The organism is Hymenobacter chitinivorans DSM 11115, assembly GCF_002797555.1.
In the GTDB taxonomy this organism is placed as follows: Bacteria; Bacteroidota; Bacteroidia; order Cytophagales; family Hymenobacteraceae; genus Hymenobacter; species Hymenobacter chitinivorans.
On record NZ_PGFA01000001.1, the window covers coordinates 2656391 to 2672314 of the forward strand.

The window sequence follows — 15924 nt, forward strand, 5'->3', positions numbered from 1 at the left end:
GAGCGTCAGTTCCCCTTCTTTCTTCAAGGAGGGGAGTTTCGTTCTAGCGCTGGGAAATGGTTACCGTTTTCTTCGACACCTTGTCGCCGAACTCCACGTCCTTCTTGGCGGCTTTGGTATCGGTGTTGGCCAGCTTCACGTTCTTGGCCCGGTCGCCGGTTACGCGCATGAGCAGCGTGGCGCCGGGCGTGTACTTGATACCGTCGAGGCTGATGTCCTTGCTGTTCTGCACTTCCATCACCGGCATGGTATTCTTGCTCAGCAGCGTCACATTTTTCAGGCGAATATCCTCGGCCTCGATGCACACCAGGCCTTTGTCGCTCTGCAGCACGGCGTTTTCGATGGTGATGTCGCGCAGGGGCATTTCGGGCAGCCCGCGCATCATGATGCCCACGTCGGCCCCGTCGCAGGTGATGTTGCGGATGTCGATGTGGCGGAACTGGGGCGTGCCCTCGTTCAGCGGCTCAGCCTTGATAACGGGCGGCGCCGACGACTCGCCCACCAGCGCCACCGGGTCTTTGGCCATGTAGTACAGGTCGAAAATCACGGCCTGGGCCACGATGTTCTTCATGTTCACGTTGTTGATGTAGATGTTTTCTACTACCCCACCCCGGCCGCGGGCGGCCTTGAAGCGCAGCCCCACGTCGGTACCCATAAAGGTCAGGTTGTAGGCGTAGATGTTGCGGGCCCCGCCCGACATTTCCGACCCAATCACGAAGCCGCCGTGGGCGTGGTACACCTTCGTGTCGCGGATAATGAAGTTCTCGGTGGGCATGCCGCGCTTGCGGCCCTGCTCGTCCCGGCCCGATTTGATGCAGATTCCGTCGTCGCCCACGTCGAAGGTGCAGCCTTCCACAATGCCGTTCTTGCAGGATTCCAGGTCGATGGCGTCGGTATTCTGCCCGTACTCGGGGTTGAGCACCGTCACGTTGCGCACCGTAATATCCTCGCTCATCAGCGGGTGCAGGGACCAGGCCGGCGAGTTCTGGAACGTCACGCCTTCGAGCATCAGCCGCTTGCAGTGGTCGAGCACCAGCATGTCGGGCCGCAGGAAATCCTTGATTTCCTCGTAGTCCTTCACGTCTTTGCCCGGCTTGAGGTAAAACGCCTCGGGAATGGTGGAGCCCTTCAGCGACTGCGCCGACGGGTACCAGGTGTCCTTTTTCTCGTTGGTCACCCCGCCGCTTTCCACCAGGCGCTTCCACTGGGTTTCGGTCAGCTTGCTCTTTTTCACGATGCGCCAGGTGCCCCCGTCGCCGTCAAAGACGCCCTTGCCGGTAATGGCGAAGTTTTCGAGGTCCCGGCCGTAAATCTGGGCCTGGTTGCGCACGGCCTCCACGCCTTCCCAGCTGGTTTTAATCAGGTGGTAGTCGGCGCGCTGGCTGCTGAACTGCACGTAGGCCCCGGCGGCCAGGTGCAGGTTCACGTTGCTGCGCATTTCAATGGGGGCCGTCAGCCAGTGGCCGCGGGGCACCAGCACCACCCCGCCGCCGGCCTTGCTGCTGGCGTCGATGGCCTGCTGAATGGCGTTGGTCTTGGTCAGCCCGTCGGACACGGCTCCGAACTTGAGGATGGACAGCGTATCGGTCCGGAAGGAGGGCGTTTTGACGGTCGGCAGATTGGGCTTGGGTTGGTCGGCGGCCGTGGCGCCGAAGCCGGTAAAGAGCAGGCCGAGGGCGGCCGTGGAAGCGAGGGGGAATTTCATACGGGGTGGGTTACGTCGGCAGCCGGAAGTGGGGGCAAGCAGACATGGCGAAGCGCGGCAGGAAGAGGTAAGACTGGCCGGGGGAGCAGTGAGCGGGTTACACTATTCCAAGAACAAGGCCAGATTCGGCTTCTTCCTATCCTACCGTTAAGATTGAAGGAAAATCAGGATTCTTCGCAGAAAGGCCAGTATTTTCTATGCAAACGTTACCGGGAACGTTCTCAACAACCGGCTGGAGCTTGCACTTTGCTCCCGGGTTGGAGCTACCTCCGCCTGGTTTGCCGGCCTCCCCGACTGATTTAACCAGAGCGGCGCCGGGTGGTAATTGGCTTTTCAGGGGTCAGCCGGGTAGATGAAACGAGCCCGGTAATTTATTTATACAAATTCTAAATAATACTTGACAACTTCATTTTCCTTGCTACTTTTGGGTATATTTAGAACTTGTCTAAATAAAAATATATTCTACCCCCGCTAACCAACCCGCTATGCGCCAATACCTGCACCACAACGATTTCGGCTGCATCTCCCGCTGCCCCAGCGGCTGCTGCCTGCACCTGTACTTTGGCAACGTGGCCCTGTGCCTGAAAGCCGATGAGCTAACCGAGTGGCGCCGCATGACGGCCCGCCTCTACCAGCAGCACGCGCCCCGGCTGATGGACCCGGCCGCGCGTTGCATTACCATTCCGAGCCCGGTAAGCTGCCAGGCTTTCGTGTTTACGCTGGAGGAAGTTTTCCTGCTCCACGACCTGCTGATGAGTGCCAACCTGCTGCTGGAAGCCGAGCTGATTCTGGCCGGTGGGGCCACCCAATGAAGCTGAGCTATGCATAGGGTTTTTCTAATTTTTAAAGCCTGAAATATCTTGTATTAATTCATTATAATTCAACTACTTGCATTCTAAAAAAACAGATTAACCGAACTAAGCGCGCCTAGGCTGGGGCGTTATTTTTTGGGCATAAACCCGGATTCTTCCGTAAGCACAGGCTCAAGGAATCCGAAGTTGAACACCTATGCCCCGCACTATTATTGTTTCCAACCGCCTTCCCACGAAGGCACAACGCACCGAAGAAGGACTGCATTTTTCGCCCAGCGAAGGAGGCTTGGCCACCGGCCTGGGCTCCATTTACCGGGCCGACGGCAACGTATGGGTAGGCTGGCCCGGCGTCGAAATTGACGACCCCGAGGAGCAGCGCTACGTCACCGAGGAGCTGCGCAACGACAGTATGGCCCCGGTGTTTCTGACCCAGGACGAAATCCGGGACTTTTACGAGGGCTTCAGCAATGAAACCCTGTGGCCGACTTTTCATTACTTCAGTCAGTATGCCGTCTACGACCAGACATATTGGGAGGCGTACGTGGCCGTGAACGAGAAATTCTGCCAAGCCGTACTCGAGCTGGCTGGCCCCGAGGATACCATCTGGGTGCACGACTACCAGCTGCTGCTGCTACCCCAGCTGCTGCGCCAGGCCCGGCCCGAGTGCAGCATCGGGTTTTTCCTGCACATTCCGTTTCCCTCGCACGAGCTGATTCGGGTGCTGCCCTGGGCCAAGCCCCTGCTGGAAGGCATGCTGGGCGCCGACTTAATCGGCTTTCACACCTACGGCTACATGCGCCATTTCCTGAGCTCAGTGGCCCAGATTCTGGGCTACCCCAGCCAGAACGGCCTCATCGAGGCCGGGCAGCGCAGCGTGCTGGTCGACGCCTTCCCAATGGGCATCGACTACGACAAGTACGCCCAGGTGGCCGAGTCGGCCGAGGCCCGGGCCAGTGAGGAGCTCTACCGCGAAGCCACCGGCGACGCCCGGGTAATTCTGTCCATCGACCGGCTCGACTACACCAAGGGCATTGCCGAGCGCCTGCGGGCCTACGAGCTGATGCTGCAACAGTATCCGGAGTGGAGGGAACGGGTAACGCTGCTCATGCTGGTGGTGCCCTCGCGCGACCAGGTGGAAAAATACAAGGAGCTCAAGGTGGAAGTCGACGAGCTGGTGGGCCGCATCAACGCCGAGTACCGCACCGTGGGCTGGACGCCCATTCAGTACTTCTACCGCTCGTTTCCGCTGGAGCACCTCTCGGGGCTATACCGCCTGGCGGAAGTGGCCCTGGTGACGCCCATGCGCGACGGTATGAATCTGGTAGCCAAAGAGTTTGTAGCCAGCAAGGGCGAGCTGCCGGGCGTACTGATCCTGAGCGAAAGAGCCGGGGCGGCCCGGGAGTTGTCGGATGCCCTGATTATAAATCCCACCGACACCCGGCAGCTGGCCGAAGCCATGCACGAGGCCCTGGTAATGCCCGAAGACGAGCAACGCCTGCGCATGGGCAACATGCAGGCCCTGGTAAGCCATTATACCGTGTATCACTGGGTGCGGCTGTTTATGGATCGGCTGACTTACATCAAAATCAAGCAGCAGACCCTGGCCACCGAAACCCTGGGCGCAGCCGAGCTGCAGCAGATGCGCACCGACTTCGACCAGGCTCAGCGGCGCCTGCTGTTCCTGGACTACGACGGCACGCTGGTGCCCTTCACCAAAAACCCCCAGCACGCCCGGCCCGACGACGAGCTGCGCCACCTGCTGCGGGCTTTGAGCAACGACCCGCGCAACCGGGTAGTCATCATCAGCGGACGGGACCGGGACACGCTCTTTACCTGGCTCGGCGACCTGCCCGTGGACTTCATCACCGAGCACGGCGTGTGGTTGCGGGCCAGCGGCGAGGGTGAGGACTGGAACATGCTGCAACCCATGACCAACACCTGGAAGCACGAAATCCGGCCGATAATGGACTTGCTGGTGAGCCGCACGGCCGGGTCCTTTATTGAGGAGAAGGAATACTCCCTGGTGTGGCACTACCGCCGCGCCGATGCCGAGTTGGGTGCCGTGCGGGCCCGGGAGCTGACCAGCCACCTCAACTTCCTGGCTTCCAACACCGATTTGCAGGTACTGGAAGGCAACAAAGTAGTTGAAATCAAGAATGCCGGGGTCAACAAAGGCGCGGCCGCGGCCCGCTGGCTGGCCACCTACCCCGCCGACTTCATCCTGGCCATCGGCGACGACCGGACCGACGAGGACACCTTCCAGGCCCTGCCCGACGAGGCCTACACGGTGAAAGTCGGCGACACCGGCCGCTCCTTTGCCCGCTTCCACATTGCCTCGCCCCAGGACGTGCGCCGCACGCTGCGGGCGTTGCTCTAGCCGGGTGTGGTCATCCGCAAAGCCTGAAGTGCGGGCCGCTTGTCAACTACGCGGCCCGCACTTCAGGCTTTAACTTTTAACTTATTAAGCCTAAAGCAGATTCTGACGATGTAGCGCAAACGCTCCGGCAGCGGGGCGGGCCAGCGGAAAACCCTTTGGCCCTTTTTTGCTTACTACACTGCATCCTACGGCTGAGGCCGGCCGCGCTGCCCGCCGGCCGCGGGTTGTTCATATATTCTTCATGGCCGGCCCGCCCGAATCCTGCTATACTTGCGCCGGGCCGCCGTGCTTGCGGCAGGATGCCGACCTCCCTAACCGGTTTTTTCCCGATACACTTCCGAAACGCACTTCCGATGAACGAAACGCCGACCTCCTTTTCCTTTGGCATGATTGGCCTGGGCACGATGGGCCGCAACCTGCTGCTAAACTTAGCCGACCACGACTTCGCCGTGGCGGGCTACGACAAAGACGCCAGCAAAGTGAGCCTGCTGGCCGAGGAAGGAGCCGGCCTGCCGGTTCGGGGATTTTCCAGCTTGCCCGAGTTCATCAGCAGCCTGGGCACGCCACGGGCCATTATGATGCTGGTTCCGGCCGGCCCCATCGTCGACAGCGTGATTGAGGAGCTGCGGCCCCTGCTGCAACCCGGCGACATTATTATCGACGGCGGCAACTCCCACTTTACCGATACCAACCGCCGCGACGCGGCCCTGGCGGCGGCCGGCTTCCACTTTTTCGGCATGGGCATTTCGGGCGGGGAAGAAGGCGCCCGTTTCGGGCCCAGTATGATGCCCGGCGGCGACCGGCAGGCTTATCAGGTGGTGCAGCTCATGTTTGAGGCCATTGCCGCCCGCGTCGACGATGAGCCCTGCGTGACTTACATCGGCCCCGGCGCCGCGGGCCACTTCGTGAAAATGGTGCACAACGGCATTGAGTACGGTCTGATGCAGCTCATTGCCGAAACCTACGAGCTGCTCAAGCGCGGCCTGGGCCTGGATAACGCGGCCATCGGGGAAGTATTTGCCCAGTGGAACAGCGGCCGGCTGCAGTCCTTTCTGCTTGACATCACCAAGGACATTTTCACCTTCCAGGCCCCGGGCACCGACCACCTGCTGCTCGACGACATCAAGGACGAGGCCCGCTCGAAAGGTACCGGCAAGTGGACTTCGCAAGTGGCCCAGGAGCTGGAAATGGCCATTCCCACCATCGATACGGCCGTGGCCATGCGCGACCTGTCGAAGTACAAAGCCCTGCGTGAAAAGCTGGCCACGCTGTATGGTCCTGAGCCGGCCGCCCTCGATGTTGACCGGGAAGCTTTCCTCGAAAGCCTGGAGCAGGCGTTTTACTTCAACATGGTTATTACCTACGCCCAGGGCATGCACTTGCTGGCTAAGGCGTCGAAAGACTACGGCTACGGGCTGCAGCTGGCTGAAATTGCCAAGATCTGGCGGGGTGGCTGCATCATCCGCTCCCGCTTTTTGAGCGACATCTTCAACGCTTTCCAGCACGCCCCCGACCTAGCGCACCTGCTGCTCGACGAGCCGGTCCGGGCGCTGGTCAGCGCGGCCGTGCCCGGCGCCCGGACGGTGGTAGCGGCGGCCGTAACGGCCGGTATTGCCGCCCCGGCCTACGCCGCCTCGCTGAGCTACTTCGACACGTTCCGCAGTGCCCGCATGCCCTCCAACCTGATTCAGGCCCAGCGCGACTTTTTCGGGGCCCACACCTACGAGCTGATCGGGCACGAGGGCGTGTTTCACACCCAGTGGACGCCCGCCCACGAGGACGCCGCCAACAAGCAGGACACCTTTACGGGCCCGGCCAACCAGAACGAGCAGCCGGTTATTCCCAACAAGTAAGCGGACCACTTCCCTCCTACTTCCTGCCAGACCCCTTCGCATGAGCTCCAACCAACAAGTGCAACCTACCGTCTTCGTCATATTCGGGGGCACCGGTGATTTGAATGCCCGTAAGCTGGCTCCGGCCCTCTACAACCTGTTTCTGGACGGCTGGCTGCCGGCCGAGTTTGCCATCATCGGCACGGGCCGCACGCCGCTCTCGGACGAGGAATTCCGGGGCCGGCTGCTGGAGGGCATCAACGAGTTTTCGCGCAACGGCAAGGCGGCCAAAGCCCAGTGGGGCGAGTTCAGCCAGCACGTGGTGTACCAGGCGGCCGATGTGAATGACGCTGCCACGTACCAGCAGTTTGGCAAGCGCATCAAGGCCTACGAGAAAGAGTGGCAGGGCCCGGTCAACGTGATTTACTACCTGGCCGTAGCGCCCGAGTTCTTCCCCGTCATTGCCACCAATATTGCCAAAGCCGACCTGGCCACCGACGCTGACCGCACGCGCATCGTCATCGAAAAGCCCTTTGGCCACGACCTGGACTCGGCCCGGGAACTGAACCAGCTGCTGGACCAGACATTCCAGGAGCGCCAGATTTACCGCATCGACCACTACCTGGGCAAGGAAACGGTGCAGAACATCATGGCCTTCCGCTTTGCCAATGCCCTGCTCGAGCCACTCTGGAACCGCAACTACATCGAGCACGTGCAGATTTCGGTGACCGAGCAGCTGGGCGTGGGCGAGCGGAGCGGCTACTACGACGGGGCCGGGGCCCTGCGCGACATGATTCAGAACCACCTGCTGCAGCTGCTGTGCCTGGTGGCCATGGAGCCGCCCATCAACTTCACGGCCGACGAGGTGCGCAACCGCAAGGTGGACGTGCTGCGGGCCATGCGGCGCTTCGGGCCCGAGGAGGTGCGCGAGTCGGCGGTGCGGGGGCAGTACGGCGAGGGCTGGATGGAAGGCGAGAAAGTGCCCGGCTACCGCGAAGAAGTGGGCTCGGAAGTGCCGTCCAACACCGAAACCTTTGCCGCCGTGAAGTTTTTCGTGGACAACTGGCGCTGGCAGGGCGTACCGTTTTACCTGCGCACCGGCAAGCGAATGCACCGCTCGGCCTCCATCATCACCATTCAGTTCAAGGACGCGCCGCACTATATCTTCCCGCCCGAAACGGCCGAAAGCTGGCAGCAAAACCGCCTCATCATCAGCATTCAGCCCGAAATGAGCATCCGCCTGCAGGTGCAGGCCAAGCGCCCCGGCCTGGATATGATGCTCAACACCGTGGACATGGTCTTCGACTACAAGGGCACCTACACCAATGCCGCGCCGGAAGCCTACGAAACCCTGCTGCTCGACACCATGCTCGGCGACCAGACCCTGTTTATGCGCGGTGACCAGGTGGAGGCGGCCTGGGACCTGATTATGCCCATTCTGCACTCCTGGGAAGGCCGGGCCAGCCAGAGCTTCCCCAACTACTCGGCCGATTCCTGGGGCCCCGAGCTGGCCGAAGCCCTGATTGCCCGCGACGGATTCCATTGGTTCACGCTGCCGCTCAACGGCAAAAAATAGTCTTATGCCGCTTCACGTTCACGCTGCGCCCGACGCCGTTCTGCACGGCCTGGCCGAGTATTTCGTCGCTCAGGCCCGGGCCGCCATTGCCGGCCGCGGCCGGTTTTCGGTGGCGCTTTCGGGCGGCAACTCCCCCAAGAAGCTCTACGAGCTGCTGGCCGCGGCGCCCTACCGCGCGCAGGTAGCCTGGGACAAGGTGTATTTTTTCTTCGGCGACGAGCGGAACGTGCCACCGACCGACCCGGAGAGCAACTACCGCATGGCCCGGGAAGCCCTGCTCGACCCGCTTGATATTGCCGACGCGCAGGTTTTCCCCGTCGATACCTCATTGCCACCAGCCGCAGCGGCTGAGGCCTACACCCGCACGATTCAGGCATTTTTTGCTCCCGAAGACGCGGTATTCGACCTCGTGCTGCTGGGCCTGGGGGATAATTCGCACACGGCTTCGCTGTTTCCCCATACCCCCGTGCTGCACGATACCAGCGTGGGGGCCCGGGAGGTGTTTGTGGAAGAGAAGCAGGCCTACCGCATAACGCTGACGGCCCCGCTGCTCAACCAGGCCCGGGCCGTAGCTTTCCTGGTGTATGGCGCCGATAAAGCCGCGGCCGTGCAGCAGGTAATGCAGGGGGCGCGCAACGTCGAGGAGTTTCCGGCCCAGCTGATTGCCCCGGCCGGGGAGCTGCACTGGTTTTTGGATATGGCCGCCGCGGCGGCCCTGCCACCAGCCGCCTCCTGATGCTTACCGGCCGCTGGTTTAGGGCAGGTCGGTAAAATCGGTGGCGGGAGCCGGAGCGACGCCGGGGCGGAGCACTCGGGCGGTGTCGGCCTGGGCCACGACGGCCGCCCGGGCCAGGTCCAGAAACAGGCCGTGCTCCACGATACCGGGAATCTGCTCCAGCTGCCGGGCTAGCTCCGGCGGGTTAGGCAGCTCGCCGAAGTGGCAATCGACGAGCAGGTTGCCCTGGTCGGAGCGGGCCGGCTCGGCGGGGTTGGCTGTAGCCAGGCGCAGCTCGGGCGCGCCGCCCAGCTTGGCTACGGCGTCGAGCACCCAGGGCAGGGCAAACGGCACGACTTCGAGGGGTAGCGGGAAGCGGCCCAGCTGCGCCACGTGCTTACTGGAGTCGGCAATGATGAGCAGGTAGTCGGAGGCGGCGGCTACCACTTTCTCCCGCAGCAGGGCCCCGCCCCCTCCTTTGATGAGTTGCAGCCGGTCATCCAGCTCATCGGCCCCGTCGATGGTCAGGTCAAGGCGCAGACCGCGCCGGGGCGGCAGCAGGGGAATGCCGACTTCGCGGGCCAGGGTTTCACTGGCCAGGGAAGTAGCCACGGCTTCTACCCGCAGCTCGCCAGCACGCACGGCCTGACCCAGCAGGGTAATAAAGGCGGCGGCCGTGCTGCCCGTGCCCAGGCCCAGCCGCATACCGCTGCGCACCCAGCGTAGAGCCGTGGCGGCCGCCAGCTGCTTTTGCAATACCTGCTGTGGGTCGGCGGTACTCATCGGGGGTTGGTTTCTAGGGTTGATAACGGGGCCAGAATACCACTTTTCCGCCACACTTATTCCGCCGCCGCCGGGGGCTGCATGGCGGCCAGCAGCTCCCGCACCTGGGCCGTGAGGGCCGCCGGGTCGTCGGTTTTCAACAGGCGCGAGTCGACGCCGACGCAAGTGGCGCCGGCCTGCATCCAGGCGGCCACGGTTTCGGCATCGGGATGAATGCCGCCGGTGGCCATAAAGCGCACGTTGGGCAGGGGCGCGTGCACGGTTTTCAGGTATTTGGGACCCAGCATGGCGGCCGGAAACAGCTTGGCAAACGTGGCCCCGAGCTGGGCGGCCTGATACACCTCGTTGAGCGTCGAGACGCCGGGCAGCCAGGCCAAGTCGTGCCGGTGACACACGGCGGCCACCTCGGCCCCGATGACGGGCTGCACGATGTAGTCGGCGCCGGCGCTGATAAACCGCTCGGCCTCCTCCACGGTGTAGATGGTACCCGCACCCAGCAGCAAATCGGGATATTCGGCCTCCACGAACTGCTGCAAGTCGGTGAAAATCTCGAAGGCATTGGGGCCCCGGTTGGTAAACTCAAACAGGCGCACCCCGCCTTCGTAGCAGGCTTGAAGCACGCGCCGGGCGTAGGGTTCTTCGGCGTGATAAAACACCGGAATCAGGGGGCTGCGCAGGGCCTGGGCCACGGCATCAGCCTCGGTAAAACGGGCCATAGCAAATAGAAAAGAAGTATAAAAGCAGACAATCAGGCCGGCACCCAATACCAGGATGCCGGGCCGGGCCGCCGCGGAGCCTGGGGCCTACACGAAATTGGGCCGGTCGAGCTTTTTGGAAATCCGGTAAGCGGCGTTGACCAGACCCACGTGGCTGTAGGCCTGAGGGAAGTTGCCCCACTGCGAGCCGGTGCGGGCGTCCACGTCTTCCGAAAGCAGGCCCAGGTGGTTGGTGTAGCCGAGCAGCTTTGCAAACTCCCGGGCGGCATCGTCGAGGCGGCCCACGCAGGCCAGGGCCTCCACGTACCAGAAGGAGCAGATGAGGAAGGTGGTTTCGGGCGTGCCGAAGTCGTCGGGGTGGCGGTAGCGGTAAAACAGGCCCTCGGGCGTCTTGAGCTCCTTTTCCAGCTCCCGCAGGTGGGTGCGGGCCCGCTCGGAGTTGGGGTCGAGATAGCCCATCAGAATCAGCTGCAGGCCGCTGGCATCGAGGTGGGGCGAGCCAATGGCGTTGGTGTATACGCCCCGCTCGGCGTCGTAGCACTCCTCGATTTTCTCGGCCGCGGTGCGGGCCAGCTCCGTGGCCAGCGCCTCGATTTCGGTGTTGCCCAGGAAGCGGGCCACCTTACGGGCGGCGTGGGCCCCGGCCCAGTGAAAGAGGTAGGTGTAGCAGTGGTACTGGGCAATGTGGCGGAACTCCCAGAGGCCGGCATCGGGCATGTTCATGGTTTCCTTAATGAGCCGCAGGGCCTCGTACATCATCTTTTCCGAGTCGGCCCGCTCGGCGCCCACGAAGCGGCGGTCCACGTAGAGCGGCAGCAAAGCCACCAGCACCTGCCCGTACACGTCGTTCTGAATGTGGGTGTAGGCATCGTTGCCGATGCGCACGGGCTTATTGCCCAGGTAGCCCTCCAAATCCAGCTCCTGCTCCACCAGCTTAGCCGCCCCGCTGATGCTGTAGAGCGGCTGGTACTTGTCGCGCACTTTGGTCGAGATATTGGCGATGTAGTGGAAGTAGCGCTCCATCTCCTCGAAGTGGCCGATGTTGTTGAAGGCCGTCAGGATGTAGTAGGTGTCGCGCATCCAGCAGAAGCGGTAGTCCCAGTTGCGGGTGCTGCCGGGCGCCTCGGGCAAGCTCGTGGTGGTGGCGGCAATGATGGCGCCGGTGTCCTCGTACTGGTGCAGCTTCAGGGCCAGGGCCGAGCGGATAACCTGGGTCTGGTAGAAGTTGCTGATGCTGGTGCTTTTCACCCAGTGGCGCCAGTACTGCACGGTTTTGCGCAGAAATTCCTCGACCGTACTGTGCAGGGAAGCTTCCAGCGGGGCCCCGTAGGTGAGCACCAGGTAGCGGGTTTCGGTGAGCACGAAACCTTCCCCATCGAGGATGTAGGTCAGGGGAATGTCGGTGGTCAGGCGCATTTCCTCCTCCATGCCCAGGAAGGCAATGTGGTTGGAGCTGCGGCGGCGGGTGAGCTGCTGCTGCCCATACTCGGCCACCGGCTCGCACACCACCTTCACCCGGGGCACGCCTTCCAGGGGCTCCAGCTTGCGGATAAACATCAGCGGCTTATAGTTCCGGTCGTACTGGGCGAAGCGCGGGGCAAAGTCGGTGACGCGGTAGCGCCCCTCGGCGCTGTCGACTTCGGTGCAGAGTACGTTGGTATTCTCCAGGTAGTACTGCCGGGTGCTGAAGTCGGCCCCGTCGGCGGGCCGGATGCTGAACTCGCCGCCCTTGCGGGTGTCGAGCAGGGAGCCGAAGACGAAGCTGCTGTCGAAGCGGGGCCAGCAGAGCCAGGACACGGCGGTGTCTTTGTGTATCAGGGCGAGGTAGGCGCAGTTGCCCACCAGGCCCATGTCGTAGGTATGTTTGCTCATGGCCAAGGAGTCGGGTGAAGGCCCACGCGGGGCGCTTGTGGCGGAGTTTCGAGCTTCCTAGTACCCCAATGATGCCGGTCGGGTTGCCGCCAACCGCCCCCGCAGGTCTGCGTAAAGACCAAATCCGGCGCCCGGGCCGGCCGGACCAACGGCCTTTTCCGGGCTATTTGCCCACCTTTTGCCCCCTTTCGCTTGGTCAAGTCCCCGTCTTCCGCCCCGTCCCAAAAAACCAGCCGCCTGCCGCTTTACCTGGCCGGCGGCCTGCTCCTGACTTTAGTTGCCTGCTACTTCCTCTGGCCCGCCTTTCAAACTACCGCCCAGGAAGCCTTCGCCGTGCTCAAAAGCGGGGAGCAGGCCCGGGTATCGGCCTGGATCCGGCAGTTTGGCTACTGGGGCCCGGTGGTCATCGTGGCGGCCATGGTGGTGCAGATGTTTCTGGTGGTCGTCAACGTGGTGCTGCTGATTCTGGTGGCTATTCTGGCCTACGGGCCGTGGTGGGGCTCCTTGCTGGCCCTAGTGGGCTGCGTGGTGGCCTCGTCGGTGGGCTACTGGCTGGGCCGCTCGGCCGGAGAAGCCTTTATCGGCCGGCTCATTGGGGAGAAGAGCGAAAAGAAAATGGTGGAGGAAGTGCAGCGCTACGGGACCTGGGCCGTGGTTATTGCCCGCCTCTCCCCGGCCCTGTCCGACGACGCGGTGAGCTTCGTGGCCGGGGTGGCGCGCCTGGGCTACGGGCGCTTTCTGCTGGCCACCGTGGCCGGCGTGCTGCCGCTCATTGCCCTGCTGGCCTGGCTGGGCGAAAACAGTGAGCGGCTCAAAACCGGGCTGCTCTGGGTGTCCATTGTCAGCGTGGTGCTCTTCATCGGCTACGTGTGGTGGGACAAGCGCCGGACGAAATCCGCCCCGCCCGAGGCGGCGTTGGCCGAGAAAAACTAAGAAACTAGACGAAAACCACCGCACTAGCACGGGGGAGCTACTACCTTTGCGCGCTTCACCGGAAGGCGTGTTGCCGCTTTCCCCGCTCCCCTGACTTCTGATGCAGTGCCCCGTGCGTTTCCTTCCGGGTTTTAGCTGGCTTGCCGGCTTGGCCGCCCTCCTGTGCCTTTCTCTCTCCGCTGAAGCCCAAACGGCGCCCCCTTCCCCCCCGCTGCTGCGCGAGCTGACCCTGCGCACCGACACGACGCGCTACGCGCTGAGTCGCAACACCATTGCCGTGCAGGGCGAGCCCCACCTGTATTTCTACTACCGGCAGGACGACGAAACGGCCGAGTTGCAGCTTTACCCCCTGAGCTGGCAAAGCAAGGCCCCCGTGCGCCTGCGCCGCTCGGCCGACTTCGTGCTGCTCGACTCGGTGACGGCCGTGCCGGGCCAATTCTACCGCACCAAAATCCGGTTTAAGGACCTGCCCGCGGCCCGCTTTCTGCAGCTTACCTTCACCCAGGCCAACGACAGCGCCGGCCGCCCGGCCCTGACTCAGACGGTAAACCTGCTACCCATCACCCGCACCACCCTGGAGTTCAAGCCCAACGACACGGAGCTGTTCGTGGGCGAGGAAAAAGTGTTCGACCTGAGTAGCAACAACCCCAAAAACATCCGCGTGTCCTCGGAGTGGACCAAGGGCCAGGACATCGACTGGCGCATCGTGCAGGAGAAAGGGCAGCTGCGCCTGCGCGTGGTGCCCAATGCGCTGGGCACCCGCCTGCTCACGGTGCGCCCCCAAACCGAGCGGCCCTTCCTGACCGACAACAACCGCCGCCTAAGCTACGGCCTGCCCCCGCTGCGCCAGGAATTCACGGTGAAGGCCTCGCGGCTGCGGTTTCTGAGCGTCGATAAGAAGGAAATAACGATGGATGAGCTGGCCCGGCGCAAGGGCGTGGAAATCATTCTCGACAACGGCCGCACCTTCGATTTGAAGCGCACTTACCGCATCGAGGACCAGGAAGAAGCCGGCGGGGCCCTGATGGCCGAGCTGTTTACCCGCCAGTATCTGACCAACGACCGGGTGCTGTGCTGGCTGCGCGTCTACAACACCCACCGCCAGACCGAGAGCTACCTTTACATCAAGGAAAACGACCAGGCCAAGTACATTACCAACTTCAACATCTCGCCCAAAACGGCCATCAGCAGCGTGCAGGTGCGCCACCGCGGCGGCGACTGGGGCCCGAGCCTCAACGTCAACCCCGGCGAGACGGTGGACGTGCGCCTGGAGGGCGAATCCTTGCAGAAAGCCCGCTTCCACTTCGAGGACGTGGCCATCATCCCTTCCGACTCCTCCATCCGCTCGGATGCGGCGGTGGTGTACCGGGTGCAGGTACCCCAAACCATTGATAAGCGCCGGGTTACCATCTTCAACGCTGGGCAGCCCACGGGCTATGCCTTGGCGGTGAAGGAGTTTCAGCGGCCCCACCCCCTCGATTTCGTGGCCGTCAACTTCGGGGAAAGTCCGCGGGTTATCAATCGGCTCAACGGGCCGGTGCTCTACGACCGGACCATTTCCGACGTGGTCTTCAGCTTCAACCCCAACGGCATCGACACCGAAACCCAGCTCTACGGCAAGCAGTACCTGACCTTCGACATCCGGACCCAGAACGCCAAGGGCGAGCTGATTGAGATGCGCACCATCGAGAATGTGGTGGTCTGCCCCGGCGACAACTCGGTGCGGGCCGCCTTCTACCAGGACAAGCAGTGCCAGGTGGGCAACATCAGCCTCAACAACCTGCTCAGCTCCCGCAAAACCTACGACCTGGACGACTGGAGCACGATTATCATCACCATCCGGCACAACCAGAGCCAGTACCAGGAGCCGGGCTTCACCCAGAAGCTGGAGCTGGTGCTCAAGCGCCGCATCAAGTTCGACATCGACGTGAGCTTCCCCGGCGGCCTGCTGACCAAGTACAAAGGCGAGTCGAGCTACACGTCCTTCGGCGGTATTTCCCTGGCCATGCTGGGCCAGCTGAGCTTCTACCACCCCGAAAAAATCAACCGCCTGCGCCCGTATAAGGTCGGGGCCGGCTTCGTGGCCCTCAACGCCTTCGACCTGAGCAAAAACGGCGGCAACCGGGACCTGGGCGTCGTCATTCTGGGCTCCATCTACCCCACCCGCCGCGACGCCAAGCTCACCTTTCCCCTCTACCTGGGCGGCGGCTACCTGCTCTCGGCCGGCAAACCCTTCTTCCTGCTCGGCCCCGGCATCGGCGTGCGGCTGTAATTTTTAATGGGCTACTGCTTAATGTAGAAAATGCGGGGGGAAGGTGCCCTTGCGAGGCGTGAGCCGAAGCCATCCGGCCGCTGCGCAGTACGACCCGCTCTTTCACCAGAAAGCCCTTTCCGACATGCGTGGGAAAGGGCTTTGTTTGTAACGCGAAGTTCCACGTCGCATTCCCCGGCTCCGACGGCAACGCTTTTTCAGGCAAGGAAGCCCTCTGAACTCCTCCCGACCAGTTCCGAACCTCACCGGAGGGCTTCGGAAGTGGTCCGTTGAGGTTCCGAAGCTCACCAGAGAGGTTCGGAAGTGGTCCGTTGATGTTCCGAACCCCAAC

Annotated in this window: 11 protein-coding genes; 7 read left to right on the top strand and 4 right to left on the bottom strand. The window is 62.7% G+C overall.

All coding sequences use genetic code 11. From position 1 onward, the window contains the following. Window positions 1-43: 43 nt before the first annotated feature. A complete protein-coding gene (locus CLV45_RS11195; RefSeq protein WP_100336437.1) occupies window positions 44-1705 on the bottom strand; it encodes a glycoside hydrolase family 28 protein in 1662 nt (553 codons plus the stop codon). A 485-nt stretch (window positions 1706-2190) separates the two neighbouring features. Here CLV45_RS11195 and CLV45_RS11200 point away from each other — a divergent pair, with 485 nt between their 5' ends. The 5 genes from CLV45_RS11200 (at window position 2191) to pgl (ending at window position 9038) form a co-directional block, all read left to right on the top strand. Continuing rightward, window positions 2191-2517, top strand: coding sequence for a DUF6686 family protein (locus CLV45_RS11200; RefSeq protein WP_100336438.1), 327 nt, complete (start codon window positions 2191-2193; stop codon window positions 2515-2517). A gap of 196 nt (window positions 2518-2713) precedes the next feature. Further along, window positions 2714-4894, top strand: a complete 2181-nt coding sequence (locus CLV45_RS11205; protein ID WP_100336439.1) for a bifunctional alpha,alpha-trehalose-phosphate synthase (UDP-forming)/trehalose-phosphatase — start codon at window positions 2714-2716, stop codon at window positions 4892-4894. 353 nt (window positions 4895-5247) lie between these two features. Further along, window positions 5248-6747: an NADP-dependent phosphogluconate dehydrogenase gene (gene gndA / locus CLV45_RS11210; protein WP_100336440.1), complete on the top strand. Its 1500-nt coding sequence runs from the start codon at window positions 5248-5250 to the stop codon at window positions 6745-6747. 40 nt (window positions 6748-6787) lie between these two features. Further along, the gene (zwf, locus tag CLV45_RS11215) at window positions 6788-8302 is read left to right on the top strand and encodes a glucose-6-phosphate dehydrogenase (protein ID WP_100336441.1); all 1515 of its coding nucleotides are present in this window, start codon (window positions 6788-6790) and stop codon (window positions 8300-8302) included. A gap of 4 nt (window positions 8303-8306) precedes the next feature. Then, complete coding sequence (gene pgl / locus CLV45_RS11220; protein WP_100336442.1) at window positions 8307-9038, top strand: 6-phosphogluconolactonase; 732 nt, start codon at window positions 8307-8309, stop codon at window positions 9036-9038. An 18-nt stretch (window positions 9039-9056) separates the two neighbouring features. Here pgl and rpiA read toward each other — a convergent pair whose 3' ends face one another. From rpiA to CLV45_RS11235, 3 genes are all read right to left on the bottom strand, one after another. After that, complete coding sequence (gene rpiA / locus CLV45_RS11225; RefSeq protein ID WP_100336443.1) at window positions 9057-9800, bottom strand: ribose-5-phosphate isomerase RpiA; 744 nt, start codon at window positions 9798-9800, stop codon at window positions 9057-9059. A 56-nt stretch (window positions 9801-9856) separates the two neighbouring features. Further along, window positions 9857-10516 carry a beta/alpha barrel domain-containing protein gene (locus CLV45_RS11230; RefSeq protein WP_100336444.1) on the bottom strand — a complete coding sequence of 220 codons (660 nt, stop codon included), beginning with the start codon at window positions 10514-10516 and terminating at the stop codon, window positions 9857-9859. A gap of 87 nt (window positions 10517-10603) precedes the next feature. Continuing rightward, window positions 10604-12388 carry a glycoside hydrolase family 15 protein gene (locus CLV45_RS11235; protein WP_100336445.1) on the bottom strand — a complete coding sequence of 595 codons (1785 nt, stop codon included), beginning with the start codon at window positions 12386-12388 and terminating at the stop codon, window positions 10604-10606. Window positions 12389-12580: 192 nt separating this feature from the next. Here CLV45_RS11235 and CLV45_RS11240 point away from each other — a divergent pair, with 192 nt between their 5' ends. Further along, a complete protein-coding gene (locus CLV45_RS11240; protein WP_100336446.1) occupies window positions 12581-13321 on the top strand; it encodes a TVP38/TMEM64 family protein in 741 nt (246 codons plus the stop codon). A gap of 148 nt (window positions 13322-13469) precedes the next feature. Continuing rightward, window positions 13470-15593, top strand: coding sequence for a hypothetical protein (locus CLV45_RS11245; protein ID WP_157807418.1), 2124 nt, complete (start codon window positions 13470-13472; stop codon window positions 15591-15593). Window positions 15594-15924: the final 331 nt, after the last annotated feature.

What these genes read in the sequence shown, in the direction of transcription:
- rpiA (WP_100336443.1), bottom strand. Translation starts at nt 9,800, where the DNA reads ATGAGTACCGCCGACCCACAGCAGGTATTGCAAAAGCAGCTGGCGGCC.
- CLV45_RS11230 (WP_100336444.1), bottom strand. Translation starts at nt 10,516, where the DNA reads ATGGCCCGTTTTACCGAGGCTGATGCCGTGGCCCAGGCCCTGCGCAGC.
- zwf (WP_100336441.1), top strand. Translation starts at nt 6,788, where the DNA reads ATGAGCTCCAACCAACAAGTGCAACCTACCGTCTTCGTCATATTCGGG.
- CLV45_RS11200 (WP_100336438.1), top strand. Translation starts at nt 2,191, where the DNA reads ATGCGCCAATACCTGCACCACAACGATTTCGGCTGCATCTCCCGCTGC.
- pgl (WP_100336442.1), top strand. Translation starts at nt 8,307, where the DNA reads ATGCCGCTTCACGTTCACGCTGCGCCCGACGCCGTTCTGCACGGCCTG.
- CLV45_RS11195 (WP_100336437.1), bottom strand. Translation starts at nt 1,705, where the DNA reads ATGAAATTCCCCCTCGCTTCCACGGCCGCCCTCGGCCTGCTCTTTACC.
- CLV45_RS11205 (WP_100336439.1), top strand. Translation starts at nt 2,714, where the DNA reads ATGCCCCGCACTATTATTGTTTCCAACCGCCTTCCCACGAAGGCACAA.
- CLV45_RS11235 (WP_100336445.1), bottom strand. Translation starts at nt 12,388, where the DNA reads ATGAGCAAACATACCTACGACATGGGCCTGGTGGGCAACTGCGCCTAC.
- gndA (WP_100336440.1), top strand. Translation starts at nt 5,248, where the DNA reads ATGAACGAAACGCCGACCTCCTTTTCCTTTGGCATGATTGGCCTGGGC.